The 24,884-nt window shown below is 32.7% G+C and carries 19 protein-coding genes; 4 read left to right on the forward strand and 15 right to left on the reverse strand.

Annotated elements, in window-relative coordinates:
* The first annotated feature begins 1 nt into the window (after position 1).
* Positions 2-469 carry a thioredoxin family protein gene (locus JOC75_RS11220; protein ID WP_204954124.1) on the forward strand — a complete coding sequence of 156 codons (468 nt, stop codon included), beginning with the start codon at positions 2-4 and terminating at the stop codon, positions 467-469.
* A 56-nt stretch (positions 470-525) separates the two neighbouring features.
* On the opposite strand, the gene JOC75_RS11225 is transcribed toward JOC75_RS11220, so the two are convergent.
* Complete coding sequence (locus JOC75_RS11225; protein ID WP_204954125.1) at positions 526-981, reverse strand: DUF5365 family protein; 456 nt, start codon at positions 979-981, stop codon at positions 526-528.
* 123 nt (positions 982-1,104) lie between these two features.
* Here JOC75_RS11225 and JOC75_RS11230 point away from each other — a divergent pair, with 123 nt between their 5' ends.
* Positions 1,105-1,998, forward strand: a complete 894-nt coding sequence (locus JOC75_RS11230; RefSeq protein ID WP_239589403.1) for an RluA family pseudouridine synthase — start codon at positions 1,105-1,107, stop codon at positions 1,996-1,998.
* A 64-nt stretch (positions 1,999-2,062) separates the two neighbouring features.
* Here JOC75_RS11230 and JOC75_RS11235 read toward each other — a convergent pair whose 3' ends face one another.
* On the reverse strand, positions 2,063-2,641 hold the full coding sequence (locus tag JOC75_RS11235; RefSeq protein ID WP_204954126.1) for a class D sortase: 579 nt from the start codon (positions 2,639-2,641) through the stop codon (positions 2,063-2,065).
* 199 nt (positions 2,642-2,840) lie between these two features.
* Positions 2,841-3,419, reverse strand: a complete 579-nt coding sequence (locus tag JOC75_RS11240; protein ID WP_204954127.1) for an NAD(P)H-dependent oxidoreductase — start codon at positions 3,417-3,419, stop codon at positions 2,841-2,843.
* 361 nt (positions 3,420-3,780) lie between these two features.
* On the opposite strand from JOC75_RS11240, the gene JOC75_RS11245 reads away from it, so the two are divergent.
* Both JOC75_RS11245 and JOC75_RS11250 read left to right on the forward strand, forming a co-directional pair.
* Positions 3,781-4,431, forward strand: coding sequence for a cobalamin B12-binding domain-containing protein (locus JOC75_RS11245; RefSeq protein WP_204954128.1), 651 nt, complete (start codon positions 3,781-3,783; stop codon positions 4,429-4,431).
* 45 nt (positions 4,432-4,476) lie between these two features.
* Positions 4,477-5,106, forward strand: coding sequence for a hypothetical protein (locus JOC75_RS11250; RefSeq protein ID WP_204954129.1), 630 nt, complete (start codon positions 4,477-4,479; stop codon positions 5,104-5,106).
* Here the strand turns inward: JOC75_RS11250 and JOC75_RS11255 are convergent.
* The 12 genes from JOC75_RS11255 to JOC75_RS11310 form a co-directional block, all read right to left on the reverse strand.
* Positions 5,089-8,673: a CheR family methyltransferase gene (locus tag JOC75_RS11255; RefSeq protein WP_204954130.1), complete on the reverse strand. Its 3,585-nt coding sequence runs from the start codon at positions 8,671-8,673 to the stop codon at positions 5,089-5,091. The two genes, JOC75_RS11250 and JOC75_RS11255, sit on opposite strands and share 18 nt — an antisense overlap.
* A 343-nt stretch (positions 8,674-9,016) precedes the next feature.
* Complete coding sequence (locus JOC75_RS11260; protein ID WP_204954131.1) at positions 9,017-11,047, reverse strand: GAF domain-containing protein; 2,031 nt, start codon at positions 11,045-11,047, stop codon at positions 9,017-9,019.
* Positions 11,048-11,297: 250 nt separating this feature from the next.
* Positions 11,298-12,284 carry a siderophore ABC transporter substrate-binding protein gene (locus JOC75_RS11265; protein ID WP_204954132.1) on the reverse strand — a complete coding sequence of 329 codons (987 nt, stop codon included), beginning with the start codon at positions 12,282-12,284 and terminating at the stop codon, positions 11,298-11,300.
* A gap of 320 nt (positions 12,285-12,604) precedes the next feature.
* The gene (locus tag JOC75_RS11270; protein WP_204954133.1) at positions 12,605-13,363 is read right to left on the reverse strand and encodes an iron ABC transporter ATP-binding protein; all 759 of its coding nucleotides are present in this window, start codon (positions 13,361-13,363) and stop codon (positions 12,605-12,607) included.
* The gene (locus JOC75_RS11275; protein WP_204954134.1) at positions 13,357-14,298 is read right to left on the reverse strand and encodes an iron chelate uptake ABC transporter family permease subunit; all 942 of its coding nucleotides are present in this window, start codon (positions 14,296-14,298) and stop codon (positions 13,357-13,359) included. The genes JOC75_RS11270 and JOC75_RS11275 overlap by 7 nt, the downstream gene beginning before the upstream one ends.
* Positions 14,291-15,241 carry an ABC transporter permease gene (locus tag JOC75_RS11280; RefSeq protein ID WP_204954135.1) on the reverse strand — a complete coding sequence of 317 codons (951 nt, stop codon included), beginning with the start codon at positions 15,239-15,241 and terminating at the stop codon, positions 14,291-14,293. Before JOC75_RS11280 ends, JOC75_RS11275 begins: the two co-directional genes overlap by 8 nt.
* 299 nt (positions 15,242-15,540) lie before the next feature.
* A complete protein-coding gene (locus JOC75_RS11285; protein ID WP_204954136.1) occupies positions 15,541-16,482 on the reverse strand; it encodes an HD-GYP domain-containing protein in 942 nt (313 codons plus the stop codon).
* Between the two features lie 137 nt (positions 16,483-16,619).
* Positions 16,620-17,009 carry a hypothetical protein gene (locus tag JOC75_RS11290; RefSeq protein WP_204954137.1) on the reverse strand — a complete coding sequence of 130 codons (390 nt, stop codon included), beginning with the start codon at positions 17,007-17,009 and terminating at the stop codon, positions 16,620-16,622.
* 778 nt (positions 17,010-17,787) lie between these two features.
* A complete protein-coding gene (locus JOC75_RS11295; RefSeq protein WP_204954138.1) occupies positions 17,788-19,269 on the reverse strand; it encodes a glycoside hydrolase family 32 protein in 1,482 nt (493 codons plus the stop codon).
* Positions 19,270-19,285: 16 nt separating this feature from the next.
* A complete protein-coding gene (pgmB, locus tag JOC75_RS11300; protein WP_204954139.1) occupies positions 19,286-19,954 on the reverse strand; it encodes a beta-phosphoglucomutase in 669 nt (222 codons plus the stop codon).
* 9 nt (positions 19,955-19,963) lie between these two features.
* Positions 19,964-22,252 (reverse strand): glycoside hydrolase family 65 protein, encoded by a 2,289-nt coding sequence (locus JOC75_RS11305; protein ID WP_204954140.1) that lies wholly within the window; start codon positions 22,250-22,252, stop codon positions 19,964-19,966.
* A 314-nt stretch (positions 22,253-22,566) separates the two neighbouring features.
* A complete protein-coding gene (locus JOC75_RS11310; protein ID WP_204954141.1) occupies positions 22,567-24,792 on the reverse strand; it encodes an alpha-galactosidase in 2,226 nt (741 codons plus the stop codon).
* Positions 24,793-24,884 lie beyond the last annotated feature (92 nt).

Consider the following 24,884-nt stretch of genomic DNA (forward strand, 5'->3'; position numbering starts at 1 on the left):
TTTGAAAAAAATCTTACTATTTGGTGCAGTTATTTTAATTTTATTCGGAGGTCTTGCGTTCGTTACTACGTATCAAAATAAACAAAAAGCTGAAGGAAATGTTTATGGAAAAGCTAATCTGGATTCTGCTACAATTGCTCAATTAGATGATCCAAATTATCAAAACATCATTCTTCCAGATCAGCTTGAAACAAAGCTTGAAAATAAAGAAGACACGATCGTTTATTTCTTTAGCCCACGTTGTGAGCATTGTGTTGCAACAACACCTGTTTTAATGCCAATCGCTGAAGACGTTGGTGTTGAGATTAACCAATTAAACTTATTAGAATTTGAAGATGCATGGAATGAGTATAAAATTACTGGTACCCCTACTCTTGTTCATTATCAAGATGGAAAAGAAGTTGATCGTGTTGAAGGATCTAGTACAGAGGAAGCGTATCGTACATTATTAGAGGAATGGAAACAATAATAGTAAAGCAAATCAAAAAAACGCGAAAATCCGCGTTTTTTTTGATTTCGTTTAAATTATACTAACCATGTGTTAGCCGGTTTTATAAATTGACTAAATTCTCCGACTTGACTTTCCGCTTCTCTAAATTGTGTAAAAGAAAACGGAAAGAAATATCCATATTCATTTAATGTTTGACAATTACGTTCGAACATTTCTTGATACTCTTTTTCATGTCTGCAATCCTCAATTAAATCTAACACAGCAATAACTGCCTGTAAGCTTGATATGATATGGAAGGCATCCTTCAAAGTACCATTATAAAATTGATCAGTTTCTTGTGGCTGAAGTACTTTTTGTTCTTTTAGCTCCATGATTTTATCATCTGGAAAGAATTTCGGGAAAATTTCAGTAAAAATCTGATCTACTAACTCTGCAATATGGTTTTCTTGCTCTTCTGTAGAGGCAACAACAACCTTCAAATAAATCACCCTTTTTTCACCTATTAAAACTACTAATATATTTAACTTCATTAAGCATACCATTCGATTATTAAACTTGGTAGAGGTAAGTCTTACCGGAACTAGATTGTACATCCATTCAGAGTTAGGTATACTTTCTATACGATAAAATTAGTGTGTAAAGGATTGATATTCTTGAAACGAAATGGTGAATGGCTCGAAATAATGATACCTACTGATTGGGCGAACCAAACTGTTTTTCATACATTAACAACTCAATTAGGAGTTTCAAAAGCAACAATACAGAAATGGAATTCAGCTACAGCCATTAAAAGAAACAATGAAAAAGCTGATGTGAATCATAGAGTTCAACCTGGTGACTGCCTCTCTCTACACTTATTTAAAAAAGAGGGATACGGAGTATTACCAGAGAAAAAAACTCTTTCGATTCTTTATGAAGATGATCATTTGTTAATTGTAAACAAGCCTGCTGGAATTGATACACACCCAAATCAGGAAAATCAGCTAGGTACACTAGCAAATATTGTCGCTTATCATTATCAGCAACATAATATACATATACGAGTAAGACATATTCATCGTCTTGATAAAGATACATCAGGAGCGATCATTTTTGCTAAACATGATCTTTCTCATTCTCTTTTAGATCAAGCTCTTCAAGCAAAAAAAATCAAACGAACTTATTTAGCACTTGCTGAAGGAAATGTGAGCCCATCAAAAGGGACAATTAATAAAGCCATTGGAAAAGATCGACATCATGCTACACGACGAAGGGTTTCGCCTAATGGACAACAAGCTATAACTCATTACCAGGTTGAAGAATACAAACCAAATACCAACTTATCAACGATTTCACTTCAATTAGAAACAGGTCGAACACACCAGATAAGAGTTCATTTAAGCTTCATTGGTCATCCTCTTGCTGGTGATTTATTATATGGAGGAAAGACGAATAAAATTAAAAGACAAGCTTTACATTCCTCCAAGGTTTCACTTGATCATCCGCTCTCAAATGAGAAATTGACTGTTGAAGCACCATTGCCTAAGGATATGCTAATACTTATGTAATTTCCGATATAAGAGAAAGTAAAGAGGTGATCGTCTAATTGATCACCTCTTCTAGTTTTAAATATTAAACTTCCTTTTTCTTCGCATAAATTATATATCGCTGTGGTGCATTTCCAACATAGCTAAAAGGATAACATGTTGTTAATAGTAACTCTTCTTTTTCATTTTGAAGAGTAATGATGCTGAGATCATCAGCTTCTACAATTTTCGTATCAATTATTTCATATTCAAAGCTACCATATGGTAAAACCATTTCAAGGGAATCACCTATTTCAAGTTCACCAGCATTTCTAAAAACTGTATCTCTATGTCCAGATAAAACGATTTGTCCGTTTTCCTCAGGATAATAGCTACCTTTATAATGGCCAACACCTTTTTCAAGATCATCAGGATCTGTGCCTTCAACAATTGGCAGATCTGCCTTCAGCCGTGGGATTTGTAAAATACCTATAGCTTCTCCCATAGGAGGCTTAAATGTACCATCCTCTTCCTTGTATACATCCTTACTTGGTGGTGCCTCTACAATAGCTTTTGCTTCATTTAATGAGTTCGTTGTTTGCATTTTCGTATCAGCTATTTCCCATACTGCATATCCGACAATACAAAGTCCTACAACAATTAATAAATATGATAGTTTCTTCATTAATCTACTACCACTCTTTCCCCAAGGTTAATACATTCATTATAACATAGAGGAAATTTATATTTTACTATTGATCTTGATAAAAACACCTAACAATTGTAAAAATTTCGTAAAGATTTGGCAGTACTCAACAACAAAGTTTAACACCGACTATTAATTTAAATGGACAAAAAAATCCACCTCGACTAATAAAGTGTGACTATAAAATATCAACTATTCCATTTACTTCTTTTAACATAACTTCCCTAGCTTCTTTATTAATATGCTGTACAGAAAAAAAGAACTTATGTGTGATTACATCAAGACCACAATAATCTAAAATTCCAACATCAACTACTGTCTCCATTGATGATACTAGCTGATTAGGTTTCATTATATCCTCTTGTTGACCTGTTGTTTGAAAAACAACTACTTTCTTTTCTTTAAGAAGACCTTCGGATTCGCCTTTAGTAAATCTAAAGGCAAAACCATTTGTAAACACTCGATCAATATAACCTTTTAGTATGGCAGGCATCCCATTCCACCAAGTTGGAAAGATCATAACTAGATTTTCAGCCCAAGTAATATAATCCTGCTCTTCCTTTATGTCTTTTGGAAGTTCGGTTTGATAAAAGCTCGAATAATTATCTTCCTTTAAAACTGGATCAAACTTCAATTTATATAAATCACGAATTTTCACTTCATGTTTTTTAAACTCTAAATGCTGTTTTACTTCATCACAGATTGCTCTATTAAAACTATCCTCACATGGGTGTGCTAGAATAATGAGTGTTTTCATTATTTCCTCCATAACGACATTTTCACTTACAACTCAAACTGTGAACTTCATTAACATCATTTACTGTTGAGCATATTGATCTTGATTTAATTAGTATACCTAGAAAAAATGTCGTTATTCACTTAAACAAACGTTTAATTAAATCCCTACAATACTTAGTTCTTAAAGATCCATAGATAAAACATAGGAATTAAGGATATCATCAGTTTGAGTATTCTTATTAGCAAAGTAAAGAAAATCATGATATGTTTAAACAAGAATAGAGCTGAGATATCCTTAATTTGCAAGTATTATATAGATGAAGTTTAGTAGATATTTAGTATAATAGGTACTAGATTAAGTTAGAAAGGAATGAAATCAGTTGACTGATTTAACAAAAAAGTTTGCTCATTTCCTCTTACTTGGTGATACTGCTAGTTCCTATAAGTTAGTAGAAAAGTTACTTTTAGATGGATATTCTTCTTTATATATTTATGAAAAAATCATAAAAGATGCATTATATTATATAGGTTATCTTTGGGAAATTGATGAGATAGGTATTGCAGATGAACATTTAGCAACTGGAACTGCTGATTTTATTATTACTAAGCTTCAGTTATTATTTAAAGAACATGATAACCATCAGCAAAAACAAGCTATGTTATTTTGTCTTGAGGGTGAAGAGCATTATATTGGAATCAAAATGGCGGCTAACATTTTCAAAGAACATAATTGGAATGTAAAATATTTAGGACCTAATTTACCACTTCAGCATGCTATTTATTTTGCAAACAAATCGAAACCTGATGTTGTTTGTCTTTCACTTACGATGTCCAATCAATTAAAGAATTTATCACATTATATTACTTCTCTAGCAGAACTGGATCATAAACCTACAATTATTGTAGGCAGTAGACTTTCCGTAAAATATGATCTTACGAATTTCATACCCAAAAATGCAATAGTTATTTCAAATTTAGAGAAACTATCAAGCTGGATAACAGAGCAAAAGGTTCTTGAAAAGGCATATTAATATTTCATTACAATCATATAACTTAAAAAAGGTGTGGTGAACAAAATGTTCTCACTTGAAAATGTACCAGTTCCAGTTTTTATACTTAATTCACAACTTGATATTTTACAAACTTCGTCTGTAGTGAGAAAGCTATTTCCAAACCAAGAGAATTTCCTCCACCTAGTGGATATTGATAGTAAGAATAAAGTTTCCTATTTTCTTCAATCGAACGAAAAAGAAAAGTTTGAGGCCAACCTGATAACTTGTGATAATGAGATTGAGCTCTTTGAGTTATACCAAACAAAAACGAATGATGAAAATTTATATATTGTTTGTATTCCTTTAAAGGACAACCTAAAAAAAGTCAGCCACCAAGTTCATATGCTACGTGAGCAACTCATGGTGACTGACAAGGACAAGCTCGAATATCATCATCGAAAGGAAATTCTTTCTTTGTTTCAGCCTTTCTTAAATGATACTGACTTATATCACTTAACAAGCTCTTCAGATAATTTAAAAGCTCTTCCCAATAAGCTCGAGAAAATTGAAGATCTTTTAAGCCTAATTCGGCCTGATATTATTGAAAGCGGAAAAAGTGATCATTATGAAGTGATTATTGATGAACTAAACGATTTACGTTCTTCAATTGATTTCTACCTTACATTAATACCTCTTTTAGACCGCTTTGATTGAGCTAGATAAAGGTAAAGTTATTTCAACTGTTGTGCCTTTATTTAGTTCACTCAAGAAGATAATTTCCCCATTATGACTTTCTATGATTTTTAAGCTAACCATTAACCCTAATCCTGTTCCCTTTTCTTTTGTTGTATAAAAAGGTTCTCCCATTTTTTCCAACTGTTCCTTTGGTATTCCCTTTCCTTGGTCTTGAAAACGAATTAACACTTTATCGTTTTCAATTTGTCGGGTTTCAATTGATAGTATCCCTGCTGAACCTTCCATAGATTCTATTCCGTTCTTAACGATATTTATAAAAACCTGCTTCAATTCATTTTCAATACCATTTACTGTAAAAAGAACCGGTTCAATTTTCGTTTTTATTGATACATTATTAAGGATAGCCTGAGTTTCCCAAATCTTCGAAACATCCTTAATAATCTTGTTAACATTCACTTCATGATATGTTACTGACTTTGATCTAGAAAGAACAAGGAATTCATTAATAATTTCTTCTAGTCTTAAAAACTCTGACATCATGACCTCAGCGTATTCCTCACTATAAGACTTGGTTTGTGTCATTAGCTGCAAGAAACCTTTTAGTGATGTTAGTGGATTTCTGATTTCATGTGCTATTCCTGCAGCAAGCTGACCAACTGCTGAAAGCATTTCAGATTTAATTAACATTTGTTCAGAGCTCTTTCTCTTCGTGATATCTTCACCAACACGTAGAATCTGAACAACTTCATTTTCCTCATTTTCAACGGGAATTAGCGTTAAATTCTCCCAGAATTGTTCACCGTTTTTCCCAAAATAAGAGAGTTCTCCAGACCATTCTTCCCCTGCTCTTACCTTCTTCCAATATGCTTCAAACTCACTACCCTTGAAATATTCTGCATAAATATCCTTTAGTTTTTTTCCGATAACCTCGTGTGATTTAATGCCAAGCTGTTCAGCAAATCTACTATTAGCATACTCGATCTTTCCTTGGAAGTCTGTAACAACCGTATTCGCTGGGCTTAGTTCAATTGCTTGTTTACTTAGCTGAAGTTCACGATTTACTTTTCTAATGGCCGAAATATCTACGAACGTTATAACAATACCTTCTATTAAATTATGATTTGTTCGATAAGGCATTATTTTGATATGAAACCATTCCCCATCTTTTGAAGGTAATTCTTTATCAATTGTTTTGGCTGTTACTAATACATCCTGAATATCATTCATTAAATATTCATAATCTAAACGATGTGAAATATGATGAACCGGACGTCCAATATCACGCTCAATAAGATGGAAAATTTTCGTGGACTCTGGCGTATATAGCTTAATATTTAACATTTTATCTAAAAATATGGTTGCTATATTAGTGTTGATTAATAAATTATCCATATCATTATTTAGATTTGTCAGCTCTGCTATTTTTTTCTCATATTCAGTGTTAACCGTAATTAATTCTTCATTAACAGACTGCATTTCTTCATTTGTGCTTTGAAGCTCTTCATTTGCTGCTATTAATTCTTCATTTGTACTTTGAAGCTCTTCATTAGAGGTTTCTAATTCCTCTATTGTTGTCTGCAAGCCTTGCTTTGTATAATAAAGCTCCTGCTCTAAGTCAAAGATCCGTTGATTATATGCTGTATCATGATCAAATAAAATAGAGTCATTTTTAAATTTAATTGTAGATTCTGGTCGATGTTCTTCTATAAATAAAGCAATATAATCCTTTTTTACATTAGATAACGGTTTAACAACCAATTGGACCTGTTTGCTTTCACTTTTATTAAGTAAAAGGTTTTCGTATTTAATTTCTTTTCCATCTTGACGTGCTCTTTTAATCGCAGTACCAATGGCAACAGATAAATTGGTAGGAAGCATATTAAATATATTATAGTTAAGTTTTCCTTTTGGAAGATTTAAATATGCTCCAGCATTTCCTGATGAAATGACGACTTCATTATGTTCATTTATAATAATTGATGGTGGCAATAGTTCGTCCATCAATGAATTGAAAAGTTCATCAGCATAATGATAATGTTGATTATCTCTATATGTTTCAATAGTTAACTTATCTCTGCTATTGTCACGCTGTGAATTCTTTGTTGAAAGTAATGCATGTGGTAAATGCTGATTTTGTTCCATTAAATTATTAGAAAAAATCTTCCATTTACCGTTCACTGGACCAAACAAGCTTGATAGCTTTCCTATTGTTTCACTAGGTCCTAAAAATAAATAACCCTTTTCCTTTAGTGCAAAATGAAACAATGATAATACCTTTTGCTGTAGCTCTGTTTGAAAATAAATCATGACATTTCGACAACTTATCATATCAATATTAACAAAAGGAGAATCTTTAATCATATTATGTGGGGCAAATACAATCTTCTGCCTTATTTCTCGTATTACTTGATAATCACTACCATCTCTATCAAAATACTTTAACAAAAGATCTTGAGGAATTGTTGTAACAATTTGCTCTGAATAACAGCCTTGGCTAGCAAATTTTACAGAATCACGGTCAATATCTGTTGCAAATAATTGCAAATCCATATCTAATTTTCTTTTCTCAATTTCTTCATTAAATAGGATAACTAATGAATAAGCTTCTTGTCCTGTTGAACAACCTGCCACCCATATCCTCATTTTTTTGCGACCCTTAACCAAATTATCATCAACCATTGTAGGTATTAATGTTTGTTTTAAATAGGTAAAAGCCTCAGTATCCCTAAAAAAGTGAGTTACTCCAATTAATAAATCTTCTTGTAGATACCTAATTTCCCGCGGATTTTCCAAGAGATAGTTTTTATAATCCTCTAGTGTTTCAAAAGACTGTTCATTGAGAGACATCCTTCTCTCAATACGACGAATAACGCTATTCCTTTTATACATTGAAAAGTCAATACCACTTTTCTTCTGTATCATCACTAAAACCTGATTTAAAGTGGATTCATTAAAACTTACTGGTTTCGCGTCAATATAATTAATAATATGCTCTGGCATTTCTGATGGACTTATGACGAAATCTGCAATTCCTGATTTTATAGCACTTTCAGGCATATCAGAATATTTAGCTGTCTTATTTTGAATAAGACATAAACCACTTTTTTCATGAATATCATTCATGCCTTTCGTCCCATCGGATCCTTTACCAGAAAAAATAACTCCTATTGCCCGTTCTTCAGCATATGATGCTAAAGAAGTAAGAAAACCATTGATCGGGTAATTAATCGCTTTATCTTTATCGTATTTTTCTAGTTGAAAAACACCCTCATTTTTAATATAAATATAGTGATTAGGTGGACATAAATAAACTGTGCGAGCTTTTAAAACCATTCCTTCTTCTGCTTGAATTACCTTCATGTCGGTATGCTTTTTCAATAACTCTGGCATAAAGCTTTTATACTGTGATGATAAATGTTGAACAATAACAAACGCAGCATCTATATTAGTTTTAATTGATTGAAAAAACTGCTCAATAGGTTCAAGCCCTCCTGCTGATGCACCAATTCCAACGATATAAGGAACAAGGTGGTTAGCTTTATTATCATGTTCTATAATCCCTTGCCCTTCTGTTACATTTGACATACTATATCCTCCTTTACAATCTCTCTATCTCATTGATATTAGAAAGATATTCACAATAAAAAATGTTAATTGATTCATATTTTAAAATTTGAAGTAAACTTCAATAGGATCGATATATCAAAATGTATGTAATAATTCTACAAAACAAGCACTTAATTCTTTTCTATTGTAACTTATTAAACTATTTAACTGAATCTCTTATAGGCTTATTTGAAAAAAATTCAAATATGTGTTTTCAATCTCTATAAGTCTCACTCAAAATCAGATTCGTTATTAGAAAATTACAGGAACCCAAAAGGGCCTAGACCTTTAAGTTAGAGGTCTGACCCTATGTTGTTAAGCTCTACGAAATTGGTAATAAGATCTTTACGCTTGTACCAATATCTAATTGACTTTTAAAATGAATTTGTCCTTGATGATTTTGAATAATACGATAACTTATCATTAATCCTAACCCACTACCTTTTTCTTTATTTGAATAATAAGGTTCACCAAGCTTGGCAATTCGATCTTCTGGAATCCCTACACCACTGTCGCTAATGATTATATAGATATATTCAGAGTTTTCCAATCCAAAATCTATATTCACAATCCCACCAGCTGGCATCGCTTCAATTGCATTGCTCATAACATGCTGTAAAGCCTGTTTAATTTGCTGCTCATTACTATTAATTGGTTGTAAGTTTTCATCTCCATTTAACGAAAATTCAATATTTAGATGTTCTGTTGAATTTCTTAGTAAATTTATTACATCCATTATAAGGTGATGGATTTTATTTTTTTCACGCTTCGTTTCTATATGTGAATTAGCAAGGATTAGTATTTCATTAATGAATTCTTCAATTTGATTAAACTCTGATAAAATCAATTCCTGGTATGGCATTTGATTCTCTTGTAATAGCTGAAAAAAACCTTTGATACTTGTTAATGGGTTTCTTACTTCATGTGCTATACTTGCTGCAATTTGACCAACCGCTGCAAGCTTATCAGATTTTCGCAGCAGATCACGACTTAACTTTGCTTCTGTTATATCCTCTGCTACACCAACTAAACGATATTTCTTCCCAGCTTCATTATAGATAGGAACTATTCGACTTCGTATCCAACGAACTTGTCCATCACCCTTAATGATTCTAAAATCATATTCAATACTATTTGTTAGATTTTTTATTTGATTTTGAACATATTCTCTATCTTCTGGGTGAATTAAATCATACCATGCATGAAGGGAATTGAATTCTTCATCTCTCAAGCCTGAAATTTCAGACATAACTTTACTACTATATAATAATCTCATTTCATCTAGATCATAAATCCAAAAAGCTTCATTAATATTGTTTGCTATTTGTTGAAACCTTTCTTGGCTTTCTTTGAGGTTTTTTTCTGTTTGCAATCTTTCAAGCTCATTTCCAACCCATTGTGTGATCAATTGGATAAATTCGAGATCTGATGTGTTTATTTTACTAATAACATCTTCTTCCGTAAAAAAACAAAATGTTCCATAAAGCTTTTTGTTTACAAATATAGGTGCCCCTACATATTCCTTTATTCCAACAAAATTACTTTTCTTCAAATAATCTTGTTTGAGGTGTATTGGCTTTAATTCTTCAACAACTTTTATTGCACAAATTTCGTTTAATGCAAAAATCTCTCCAGCATATCGTGAGACTCCCGTTTTTGATTTCTCTTTTATTACCTTATAATTATTATCATCAACACGAGAAATTAAACCATTTGGGAGCTTAAACCGTTCACAACCCAAAGTTAGTAATTGATCTAATTTCTCTTGAAATGTATATTTATTACTACTCGTAATTTCATACAGTGAACTAATCGACTTTTCATTTAATGTTCTTTCCATTAAATCTGTTCGAAGTTCTATTTCGGTAACTATCCACTTACTTAAGTCTATTAAGATAGCAAGTTCTTCACTACTTATATCCCTTGGCTTATAATCCAATATACAAAGTGAGCCTAATACATTATTATTTTTCGTAATAATTGGTGCTCCAGCATAAAAACGAAACCCTTTTTCTTTTACGAATCTATTATTTTTAAATCGTTCATCTAATAATGTATCATTCACAACTAGGGGTTCTTTATCTACAACTACATAGTGACAAAATGCGGCACTTCGCTCTGTTGATCTTTCTTCTTTTAGGTCATCAGAAATACCAACACAAGACTTAAACCACTGCTTTTCTTCTGTTATCAATGTAAAAAGTGCAATAGGTGCTTGAAACAGTCTACTTGTTAAGTTTGTTATTCGATCGAAGGAATCTTCAGTTGGAGTATATATAAGATTGAGTTTATATAGTTCTTTTAATCTTCTTTTTTCTCTTTCAATAAAAGAAGAGCTGTATTCTTTAAACAATTCATCTACGTTAATAATTAATAATCACTCCTTATTAGGCTCATCCTAATGTCAGATAGTTTACAAAATTATCGTAACACAAAAATGCCAAAAATAGAGTGATTATCTCTCTAAAATCAAGGCTATTTTCTCTGTCTATATGTATAAACAGCTCCCATGTAACCTAATTACACACACTATGAAAAATAGATAAATAAAAAAAGCAAACCAACTAAATCGAAATTTAGTCAGCTTACTTTTCATATTGTAATTATTGTAATCCTGCTTCTATTTCTTTAGCCATTTCTGCTACAGATACTAATCCGCCACCTGATAAATACCATATAGCAGGATCTAAGTAAACAATATTATCATTTTTATATGCTTTTGTACCTTGAATTAATTCATTTTCTAACGCTTCTTCAGCAGATGTTTCTCCACCAACTACAGCAGTGCGGTCTACTACAAATAAGTAATCAGGATCTTTTTCAACAATATACTCAAATGTTACTTTTTGACCATGAGTTGAAGCTTCAATGTTTTCATCAACTGCAGGAACACCCATTACATCATGAATAATACCAAAACGTGAACCAGAGCCATATGCACTAATAGAACCATCATTTAAAAGAACTACAAGAGCTTTTTTATCAGCTGCAGCTTCACCTACAGAAGAGATTGTTTCTTTTATAGATGCAATTTCTGTTTCAACTTCTTCTTGCTTATTAAAGATTTTACCTAATGTATTCATATTCTCTTCAAATGATTCCATATAATTAGTCGTATCAACACCCATGAAGATTGTCGGAGCAATTTCTGATAATTCTTTGTAGAAATCTCCTTGTCTACCAGAAATAATAATTAAGTCAGGTGCAACTTCGCTTAGTTTTTCATAATCAATTTCTTTTAAGCTACCAACACTTGTATATTCGTCACCTTCATACTTTGATAAGTAATCTGGAATATTTTCTTGTGGAAGACCAGTAACATTTACACCTAATTTATCTAAAGAATCAAGAATACCAAAATCAAAAACAACGACTTTTTCAGGATTTGTCATTAATGTTGTTTCACCTAATTGGTGTGTAATCGTGATTTCTTCACTTTTTGCTTCTGCACCTTCTGTTGTTTCTTCTGATGCTGTTTCAGTTGCTGGTTCTTCTTTTGCCTTTGGCTCTTCACTAGTTGTTTCTGCACCACAAGCTGCAACCACAAATACAAATAATGCTACCATTAATAATGAAAATAATTTTTTCATCTAATTCACCCCATATAATTTTTTTATAATAGATTTTGTTTCTGTAGTTTTAATAATGGCACTGTTAAACTTTGTTGTTGATTTCCGTTACAGGCATTCGCTTTCCGCGGGCGGTCCGGGAGCCTCCTCGTAAGCTGCGCGCCTGTGGGGTCTCCCTTTGGCACGCTTCTCCCGCAGGAGTCTCATGCCTTTCACTCCAATCAACAATGTGCTAAAAATCAGCATTAAGCTTTAACATAGTTTTAATAATAATAATCATTATCAATGACATCTTTAAAATAAAGGGGTTCCCCCCCTACAGATCAAAATCGTTATTACCATTAAGTAAAATACACACAAATCTTTTGTCCATTAATTGTTTGAACTGGAATATCCATATCATAAATTTCTTTCAAAACATGGGTTTCCATCATTTCATCTTTTGTACCCTCTCGCACAACCCTGCCATCTTTCAATCCAACAATATAGTCAGAATAACAGGAAGCAAAGTTGATATCATGTAGAACAATAATGACTGTCTTACCGAGATCCTCAACTAGCTTACGCAAGTTTTTCATAATCTGGACAGAATGTTTCATATCTAAATTGTTAAGTGGTTCATCCAATAAGACATACTCTGTATTTTGTGCGATGACCATCGCAATATAAGCTCTTTGTCTCTGCCCTCCACTTAAATGATCTAAAAACCTTTCCTGAAGGTCCTTAAGTCCCATATAAGCAATAGCTTCATCGACTGCTTGCCAATCTTCATCATTTAAGCGCCCTTGCGAGTATGGAAATCGCCCAAAGCTCACTAACTCTCTAACTGTTAAACGTAGATTAATAGAATTTGTTTGCTTTAATATTGATATCTGTTTGGCAAGCTCATTTGTTTTTGTTTTCTGTATATTTTGGTCACCAATATATATTTCTCCTTCATCCATTGAAATCAAGCGACTGATACCTGATAGTACTGTACTTTTCCCAGCACCATTCGGACCAATGAATGAAGTGATACTACCTTTTTTAATGTGTAGTGAGACATCATCTACTACTAATTTTTGTCCATATTTTTTGGTTATTTTTTTTACCTCTACCATGATCGATTCTCCTTTAATAGTAGATAGATAAAATAAACGCCTCCCACAAAATTTACAATAACACTAACCGTTGTTGAAAACGTAAAGATCTTTTCTACAATGAATTGACCACCAACTAAAGCTAAAACACTAATTAAGATGGAGCCAACAATTAAATGCTTATGTTTATACGTTTTATAAAATTCATGAGTTACATTTACAACAAGTAATCCTAGAAACGTAATCGGTCCAACTAATGCAGTTGAAACAGCAATTAAGATTGATACAACAATTAATAGCTTTTTTACAACTAAATCATAATCTACACCTAAGTTGATTGCATGTTCTCTGCCAAGTGAGAGCACATCTAAATACTTATGATTTGGCCAATAAAATATGAGTGCAACTCCTATTAATAATAAAGAAATCAATAATAAATCTGTTTGAATGTTATTAAAGCTAGCAAACATTCTTGCTTGAACCATTAAAAATTCATTTGGATCAATTAATATTTGCATGAATGTAGACAAACTTCCAAATAATGTACCAACAATAATTCCAATTAATAATAGAAAATAAATATTCTGTTCTCTCTTAAATAAGAAACCGAACAGCAATGTTGAAAAGATAACCATTAACGCGACGCCAAGTAAGAAATTCACATAATCATTTAAAATGAAAAATGACATCGATCCAGCAACAAAGATAATAATTGTTTGTAGCAGAATATATAAGGCATCAAGTCCAATAATACTTGGTGTTAATATTCTATTATTTGTTATCGTCTGGAAGATAACAGTTGCAAAGGCAATCGCTGCACCTGTAACAATAATCGCTGCAACCTTTGTTATTCTTCTAGGAAGGACATAATCTATATTTGGTCCGATATCGTAAAAAATAAAGCACGCTACTGCGATCATGACCATTCCTAGTAGTATTAGAGATTTCCTACGCATATGCCCTTCTCCTCATTAACAAGTACACAAAAATCACACTTCCAATTACTCCAACAATGACACTAACTGATATTTCGTAAGGGAATATAATGATTCGGCCGATAATATCACATAGTAGAACAAATACTGCTCCTAACAGTGCTGTTTCAGGCAAGCTCTTTCTCAGGTGATCACCTCGATAGATACTAACAATATTCGGAATGATTAATCCGAGAAAAGGAATGACTCCTACAGTTAGAACAACACTTGTTGTAATAAGAGCAACAATGACAAGACCAATATTCACAATTTTACGATAGTGGAGACCCAAATTTTTCGAAAAATCTTCACCCATTCCAGCAACTGTGAATTTATTAGCAAATACATAGGCTAAAATGACAAATGGAATCGTTATGTATAATAGTTCATATCTCCCTTTCATAATAAGAGAGAAATCTCCATGCAACCAAGATCCAATATTTTGAATTAAGTCATATCTGTACGCAAAGAAAGTTGTAATTGAGCCAATAATGCTACCAAACATAAGTCCAACAAGTGGGATGAAGATTGTATCCTTGAATTTAATTTTGTCTAGTATCTTCATAAAAATAAATGTGCCTGCTAGTGCAAATATAAAGGCTACAATCATTTTCTCGATTGGACTTGCAGAGGTAAATACTAACATAGATACTAAGATACCTAATCTAGCAGAATCCATTGTTCCTGCAGTTGTAGGTGAAACAAACTTATTCCTTGTAAGCTGCTGCATGATAAGACCACATATACTCATGCTTACACCTGCGATAATAAGACTGATTAATCTAGGTATTCGACTTAACAAAAGAATTTGTGTTTTTTCATCAGTTAATTGAAATAAATCCTTTGGTGTTAAATCTAAGACACCTATAAAAATCGAGCAGCATGATAGAAGAATCAAAGCGATGCTTAAAATTAATTTTGCCATTTCTATCCTAACTTCCCTTAAAATAGGTTATGTAATTAATTTTGATAATCATTATCAATAGTGACCAAAAAAAATAACTTGTAAATTACTCAAGCTTTTCCTTTTCGCTATTAGTGAGACTGATTATCAACTACAGTATTTAATGTAACACATAAAATAAAATGTGAAAAGGTTTATTTTCAGATTTTTTTATCAAATATGTACTTTTCACATAAAATACACATTTTTACTAATCTGCAAAAGATAGATATACAGCTATCTTTATATCTACCTTTGATAGAAAACACCGAATAAGGTGATTAGTTAATTTCCTTAGGATTAATAAATGTATCCTTCATTCTTTCAACACATGTTATGAAGATATCAGTGATTTCTGGATCAAATTGTATTCCTCTGTTTTTCTTTAATTCTTCTATAACATAGATCATTTCTTTTCTATCTCTATAAACACGTTTGGAAATCATCGCATCAAAGGCATCGGCTACAGCAGTTATCCTTGCTAAATATGGGATATTCTCACCCTTTAGTCCTTTAGGATATCCAGTGCCATCGTACCTCTCATGATGATATAAAACGATATCTAGCACCCCTGTTTTCATCATACTCGGGATATCTTTAATGATAGAATAACCTGTTGTAGGATGTTGTTTAACAATTTCATATTCAACTTGAGTTAATTTTGCAGGCTTATTTAAGATTGCTTCAGGTATCGAAATTTTCCCAATATCATGTAAGAGGCCTCCCAAGTAAATTGTCTCACAGGTTTGTTTCGGTAATTTCAATTCCTCTGCAATCATTCGTGAATATTTTGCTACATTTTCTGAATGTAAAGCTGTATATTTATCTCTAGAATCTAACAGCTTTGAAAAACTTACTGTTAAATCCAAATTTATCTTCTTTTGACTTATATTATTACTGACTAATATTGATACAACTAACCCTGTTACAAAATATGTTAAACAGAGAATGATAAAAGATTCTATGTAAGGAACACTTTCAGGATCAAAAATAAATCTAGCTGTTGTTACTAAAGCACTTTGCATAAGTAATATGATTTTACTTTTATAAATAAGACCTAATAAAAGCATAACTAAGGTATAAACAACAACTAAGCTTCTATGACAATGGAAAAATCCTCCTATTAATATAACAATAACTGCTAACATATAGAACAACCATCTGAATTTAATAAAAAACTTAATCCAAGGATCTGACTGATGTACATCGTGATAAATATTCATAGTTACTCCTATTATTAATTTTTAAAAAATTGTAACATAGGAATCGTTTTTTGTCATAAATTGCCGATTGTTTCTTTAGTAGAAATATGTTAATAGAATAGTAAATCATTCGCCACTACAGTTTAACAATAAAACTATCATAATTTCTTGATCATATCTCTAATTGCTTCTGAAACTTCTAAATTATGCTCCTTACAAAAAGTAGTAAGTGTTGAATATGTACTATCATCTAATCTAACATGAATCGTATGATTATATTTTTCTGACTCTGGTTTTTTGGGGCGACCTCTGCCTACTTTTCGCTTTCCAACCTCATCTTTCCAAACATTAATCACAACATAGCCTTGCTTTTCTATCGCTGCATCACACTCATTTTCCTGCCACATTTTGTTTGATTTATCACTAAATTCTTTGACAAAATTTGAGAGCTCCTCATCTTGTAATTCCTTCATTACAGCCTTTTCCATTGCTTTGTGCTCAATAAACTGCTGAAACTGTTTGTATGATTTAAATTTCAATTCTTTCATATCATTCTACCTTCCCTGAAATTATTAGTAGGATTTATGTTATGTATCATTGATGTTATAAATGTAGCAAGCTATAATACAAATTTTTCTAAACGTCGTTACCCCATGTAATTATAAATTATATATAGCTCTGTTTAAACAAGATTTATGTTTTGGTAAGGATGTTTCAGTGAATTTTTGTTGTTAATGGAAACAATTCTTGTGAAATTTTAGCAGGACTTTTTCTTCTAAAAAATACTGTTTTGCAATAAAATATTGTTTTTCATCCGATAAATAGATTATTACCAACACTTTTTTTAGTAGGGAAATTTTAACAAAGATTGATGCTGTTGTTGATTTTTTATATTGTCATGTAGATGAAGACACTTGACTTCCGCCCCGGCGAAATATGTCCTTCAGCGAAAGCAAACGGATTTGTTGCAACCTAACAATTCATTAATTACGTATCTCGTTTTGTCTATTTCTTCATATAACAATAATTATAGACAGCAAAAATAATTAACTAATATTAAGAGTTGTATTTTTTCAAGGTTTATACCTTTATGAAGCACACTATAGTGGAATGGAGCGGAAGACACTTGACTCCTGCGGGAATAGAGGAAAGGCTGAGACCCCGCAAGCATAGCGAGGAGGCTCAGCTTCCTCCCCGTGGAAAGCGAGTGTCTGCAGCGAAATGGAACGAACTTGTTTCTCCAGTTAAACTGATTAATTGTAGATTTGTCTTTATGAACGATTTCTTTAAGCATCTAAATGAAATCTCACCATCAAGGCAAGTCACTTAAATCGATCGTTTTAACTCCCATTTTTTCAATGAACTAATCTCGATTTCTTCATCAGAAAAAAAGCTGATTTTATTACTATTGATACTAGGATAAATCCTCCCAGTCATCACCTGTTCACCTTCATTAATAAACACTTCAATAGATGATTTATCAATAAAAATTCTTAAATGTAATTTGTTCTCTTCTAGTATAATCTTCGTTTTGCGAACTCCACCAGGACCTTTTCCTGACTCATTACGATCAAACTCTAAAATACCCTTTTGACCGTAATAAGTTAAAACTGTTTCTTCACCTAAGAAATCATCAACACGAAGCCTTACTCCAAATGTTGCTGGCTGCTTCATTTCGAAGGTAACATCAAGCTCTATGCAATCCCCTTCGACAGCAGTTAAAGACATTTCATTCATTAATTTAAGCTGCTCATATGAAACTTCATTTGTTCTTAGCTGTTCAATTTCTTTAACAGGACTTGTAATAAGCTTGTTGTTTTTTAGTTCTAATACACGAGGTAGAGTCATTGCTCCTGAGTAACCATGCTCTTGTGTTGGCATTTCGCTTTCCCACATATCCATCCATGCTATGACTATTCTTCTATCCTGGTTATCAAGCATTGTCTGAGGTGCATAATAATCAAATCCATAGTCAAGTAATTCGAATTCACCATATGTAAGTTTACCTTTAACATAATCCAGTTCTCCGACAACATATCCTGCTTGATGTAGGTTTTGATATAAATTTCCTTCAGGCTTTACACCTTGTGGTGACATAATCAGAATATCCTTACCATTTAACTTAATTAGATCTGGACATTCCCACATATAGCCGGAATTCCCTTCACCTTTAGCAAGAATGTTTATAAACTCCCAATTCAATAAATCCTTTGAACAATATAATAAAACCTGTCCAATATTATCATTTGTTTTGGAGCCTAAAACACAATAATAGTTTTCTTCATGCTTCCAGACCTTCGGATCACGAAAGTGAAATGGATGAATATCTTCTCCCTTAGGAGCCTCTGAAATAACAGGATTTTCTGCCAGTTTTTCAAACCGGACAGCATCCTCACTTACAGCAAGTGCTTGAACTTGTTTTAGATCTTCGTCATAATTCTCACCAGTCCATACATTCCCTGTATACATTAAGTAGAGCTTCCCATCCTTTTCAATTGCACTCCCAGAAAAACAACCATCTTTATCATATGATTCTCCTGGAGCTAAAGCAGGAGGAAGGTGTTCCCAGTTAACCAGATCCTTACTTTTCACATGTCCCCAGTACATTGAATCCCATTTAGGCTTATAAGGATGATGCTGATAAAACAAGTGATATTCACCTTTAAAAAAGCAAAAACCGTTTGGATCGTTCATCCAATTTGCAATTGGTGCAACATGATACTGTAAACGCCATTCATGATCATGAACTCTTTGCTTGAGCTTATTTAACTCTCGTTCAGCAGCACGTAGTCTGTTTTCTTCAACCATACATTAAACACACCCATCATCTCTTTATAAATTTTTCTGTGATCTCAATATACGATAGCTCAGCTGTTGTTTGATAAACAATATCTGCTGACGGAAAATGATTCTTCGGTCCAATCGCAACCGCAAACATCCCTGCAGACTTTATCGATTCCACTCCAGCAATAGCGTCTTCAACACCGATACAATTATCTGGTTGAACATTTAGTAACTCTGCTGCTTTTAAGAATATTTCAGGATCAGGTTTACCTTTCTTTAACACATTCACATTTACTATGATATCAAAATTCTTCTTTAAATTAAGTGATTCTAGAACTGCTGTAGCATTTTTACTAGCAGAAGCTAACCCTAAGCCTAAACCAGCAGACTTGATTTCAAAAAGAAGCTTCTCAATTCCTGGTAAAATATCAGCCGGTGAGATTTTCTTTATTAGTTGTACATAATGCTCATTTTTTTTCTTAGCGAGCTCTTCTTTTTCTTCATTAGTAAACTCAGCAGGCTTATTCCCAAACTCAAGGATTTTTTCAAGAGAATCTATCCTCGATACACCTTTTAACTCCTCATTTAATTCTCTAGTAAAAGTAATCCCTAATTCATCAGCAAGTGTTTTCCAAGCCAAATAATGATATTCTGCAGAATCTGTAATAACACCATCCAAATCAAAAATAAATGCTTTAAAAGTATTCATCACTACCCCCTAATTTGATATTTTTATTGTTTTGTTTTTTCCCTTATTTAACAAAAGCTCATTATTAAAAAGTTTTACCTTTAGATCTTGTCCTTCAAGAAGTATCAATGTAACATCTTCCTTATTTATCTTTACAGAAATTTTTCTTTGTAAATAAAGCAGTGTAAATTCATAGTGTGACCACTGAGCAGGCAACGATGGACTTAATGACAATCCTGTTTCCTTGATTCTCACTCCTCCAAAGCCATGGATAATTGACATCCACGTTCCACCCATATTGGCCATGTGCAAACCATCCTTTGTATTACCGTGAGTATTATCTAGGTCAAGTCTGGCAGATTCCATAAAGTAATCATATGCTTTCTCTTTATATCCTACCTTCGCTGCCATAATACTAAAGATTGCAGATGATAGTGATGAGTCATGTGTTGTTATGTTTTCATAATAATCATACGAATTTTTAATTGTGTCGTATGATTGTTCATCCTCTAAAAGAAAGTGACCAAGAACTGTATCTGCTTGCTTACACACTTGATAGCGATACAAAGTTAAAGGGTGATAATGTAGTAATAATGGAAACTTATCTTTCGGTGTATTGTTTAGATCCCATACATCCTTTTGTAAAAATGTATCATCCTGTGGATTAATTCCTAATTCATTATCAAAGGGAAGATACATCTTTTCTGCTGCCTGCTTCCATTGGTCTGGTTCAGTATCCAACACATTGATACGTTCCTTCAATTCTTCTAGTACAGCTTTATCTTTTTCTTTAACAAGATTCCAGGCAATTTCCGCCCATTTTAAATTATGCTTTGCCATAACATTTGTATAGTAGTTATTATTAACAAGACATGTGTACTCATCAGGACCTGTGACATCATCAATTCGAAATGTATCATGATAATAATGTCCAGTATCAATCCAAAGTCTTGCGGTTTCAATTAATAGCTCTGCACCGTACTCAATCATAAAGTGCTCATCATGTGTAGCTAAATAATATTGAATAGTGCTGTAAGCAATATCAGCACTTATGTGATATTGTGCTGTTCCTGCGGGAAAATAAGCAGAGCATTCTGATCCAGAGATTGTTCTCCATGGAAATAGTGCTCCTTTTTTATGACCCATTTCTTTTGCACGCTCTCTTGCACCATCAAGAATCGAATAACGATAAAGAATCAAGCTTTTCGCTAAATCAGGTTTCGTTAATAAAAAAACAGGTATCATGTAAATTTCAGTATCCCAGAAGAAATGCCCTTCATAACCTTCACCAGAAAGACCTTTAGCAGCGATATTACTATATTTATCTCTTCCTGCTGATTGCAATAAATGATAAAGATTAAACCTAATTCCTTCTTGAAGCTTCTCTTCTCCACCAATTTTTATGTCTGCAACCTGCCAGTATTCATCAAGATATTGCTTTTGCTCATCAATTAATGTATTAAAATCTATTGTTGCTAGGTTCTCATGAATAGCTTTTCCTTTTTTTATTAAGTCATTTTCATGTCTTAATGTATCTGTATATACATTGTACTTAGTTAAAGTGATAGATTCTGTCAGCTCAAATGAGTATATAACTTCAATAGATTTTTCCTTTACATCAACTTCCTCAACAACCTTATTTGATCCAATTGATAGTTGGTGTTTTGTTGTACAAGCTGTTTCTAAATTAGATGTTCCTGTTTTATCTACTACAAACATCATACTTTCATCATGCCCTACTTTTTCAACAGACAATAACTTGGCATGTCCTTCAGAAACACGTGGGTCATTCCGGCTAACATAATTTGATACATCACCATCTACTTTAGAGACAATCTTAACTGTACCTGTAAAATCTACAGGCTCAATCAATAATTCAATGGCAAACAGCTCTCTTATGTAAAAAGATACAAGACGTCTAAAACGTAATTTAACTTGCTGTCCTTTTTTTGTTTTATAAGTAATCACTCTTTCTGTATAGCCTTTGTCCAAATAAAGAAAACGCTCAAAAGAAATTACTTCTCCTTCAAAAAGGGAGAAACGTTCTTCTTCAAAGTAGATTTCGATAGTTTGGGAATCAATATTATTAACCAACTTTTGCTGAGTTTCAGGAAAAGCGTACAACTTTTCACCATAATTAATTTCAGTAATATCATGAAACGCGTTTAAATATGTTCCACGAATGGAATTCATCTCACTACCATAACCTTCTTCAAAATTGCCACGAACACCGATATAGCCATTTGCTAATGAAAATAAGCTCTCTAAATTCAAAAGCTCTTGCTGAGACAACTCATTTCTACTAATTGTCCATGTCACTTCATTCAGCTCCTCTACGTGAAAACGAATAACGATATCAATTATTGTAATGTTAATTATTTTAAAACCTCTAAAATAAACAGTCCTTATTATAGCTTTTACACTTGATATAAAATGCAGATATTAACATCAATAGTTTTAGAGAAACGACTCATTTTATTCATTAAATTAAATTCTTAGAAAAGTTGAGCTTAAAAATACTTAAACAAACGTTTAATTAAATTGATTTATGCACTATTCCCGTGCATTTACTTACATTTTGAAAAAGATAAAGAAGAGGACCGACTCAATTGAGCCGATCCTCTTTTAACTTATTACTTGCCTACTAAATAAAAGACTTCAGATTGATAATCTCCTCCGCGTTTTGCAAATGACCCATTTGCTCCATTAAATTCCGTCGGTAAAGGCAATCCGCGATACATTAATTCATCGCCATAGAAGCTCTCTTTTTCTCCATTTATTTCATAAAGTAAGTTCTTTTCTAGTCCTTTTAAAAGAAGTACTTGTTCTTTCTTTGGATTTGCATCTGCAAGTACTTTGTACCACCCAACCAATGCCTCTTTTTTATCCTTTGAAGTAATCATCCACGCAGTTTCATTGTTTTCAAACGGACTTTTTAGTCTAATGAAATCTCCATCTCTAATCAGTTTTCGATGCTTCTTATAAAATTGAACTTGCTTCTTAATGACACTTCTTTCTTCATCACTTAATTCGAGAGGATTTAATTCATAACCAAATGTTCCGAAGTATGCTGTATTCGCTCTTGTCTCAATTGGAGTGTTGCGTAATGTTTGATGGCTTGGTACAGCTGAAACATGTGAACCCATACTATAGATTGGATACACTAATGAAGTTCCATACTGGATTTTTAATCGTTCAACTGCATCTGTATCATCACTTGTCCAGGCTTGTGGTGCATAATAGAACATACCTGGATCAAAACGACCACCACCACCTGCACATGATTCAAATAGAACATCTGGGAATTCCTCAGTTAGCTTCTCATATAGAGAATACACCCCTAAAATATAACGATGGAAAAACTCTCCTTGTTGATCTTGACTAAGTGCTTGTGAAAAAGCATCCGTAATGTTTCGGTTCATATCCCACTTTATATAAGAGAGCTTTGTTTTTTTAATAATACCAGCCATCTTTTCATATATAAAATCTACTACTTCATGTCTAGAAAAATCTAAAACTAATTGATTTCGACCAAGAGTCAAATGCTCTCCTTGTCTACCAACAACCCAGTCAGGATGATCATTATATAATTGACTAATTGGATTAATCATTTCAGGCTCAAACCACAAACCGAATTTCATATTTAGTAAATCAATTTTATCTGATAATGATTCTAGTCCATTTGGTAATTTAGCTTTGTTTTCAAACCAATCACCAAGTGATGAGGTATCATCATTTCTAGTTCCAAACCAGCCATCATCTAATACAAATAACTCAATTCCTAACTCTTTAGCACTTTTTGCTATATTCACTAGCTTTTCTTCATCAAAATCAAAGTAAGTTGCTTCCCAGTTATTTATTAAAACAGGTCTTTCCTCAGTTTTCCACGGATCGCGAATTAAGTGATTTCGATATAAATCATGGAATGCTTTACTCATTCCATTTAACCCTTTATCTGAATACACCATTACTACTTCAGGAGCTTGAAAGCTCTCTTGCTCTGAAAGCTTCCATTTGAATTGATGTGGATGTATTCCCATCATCACTCTTGATGTTTGATAATGATCAACCTGGACTTGAGCTAAAAAGTTGCTACTATAAACAAAATTAAATCCATACACTTCATTTTCATGCTCTGTTGTTTGTTTTCCTTTTAATGCAATAAACGGATTATCATGATGTGAACTTGCTCCTCTAATACTAGAAATCGATTGAATTCCTTGAACGAGCTGACGTTCTTTAATATGTCGCTCCCTTGACCAAGTTCCTGATAAATGAATCATAGAATAATCATCATCAGGTAAATCAATAGAGGCACTCATTAACTTTTTAATAAAGATTTGGTCATCACCGATATTTTGCATTTTCACATTTCTTGTTATTACTGGATAGTGATGAAAAATTGTATATGATAAATAAACCTTCGTCATTATCGTTTTATCTACTAATGTTATTGTCAGAGTTGTTGCTTCTTCTTCATTAGCATAAGTTGCTGGAAGTCCCTTCAATTTAGGCTTCCCATTCGTCACTTCATACCCTTGGTAGATAAATTCATTTCCAATTCGACCATCACGTGTTTCAACTTCAATTGCAGCTTCTCGAAAATCTCCTTTTCCTGCAACAGGAAACTCTTGTCTTGTTGTTTCTAGTGAAAATGCCGGATCTTCTTTGTAATAATGACAACTAGCTGGAGTTGGAATATGGTTAACCTGAAAATGAGAAAAATCCTCTCGATGTCTAATTGCCTTACCATAATATAACTGACCTAAGCTGCCATTTTTCAAAACATGAAACAGATAACTTATTTCTCCATTTGTTAAATGAAATTGTTTCTTTTCTTCATTAATATATAAATACACTTTATCCAGCTCCTTTGACGATCTGTTTCTTTCACTAACAAAAAATAAAGAGCTTGAACAAACCAAGCTCTTTTTTGAATTTGACAAACTTT

The organism is Metabacillus crassostreae (genome assembly GCF_016908395.1).
In the GTDB taxonomy this organism is placed as follows: domain Bacteria; phylum Bacillota; class Bacilli; order Bacillales; family Bacillaceae; genus Metabacillus; species Metabacillus crassostreae.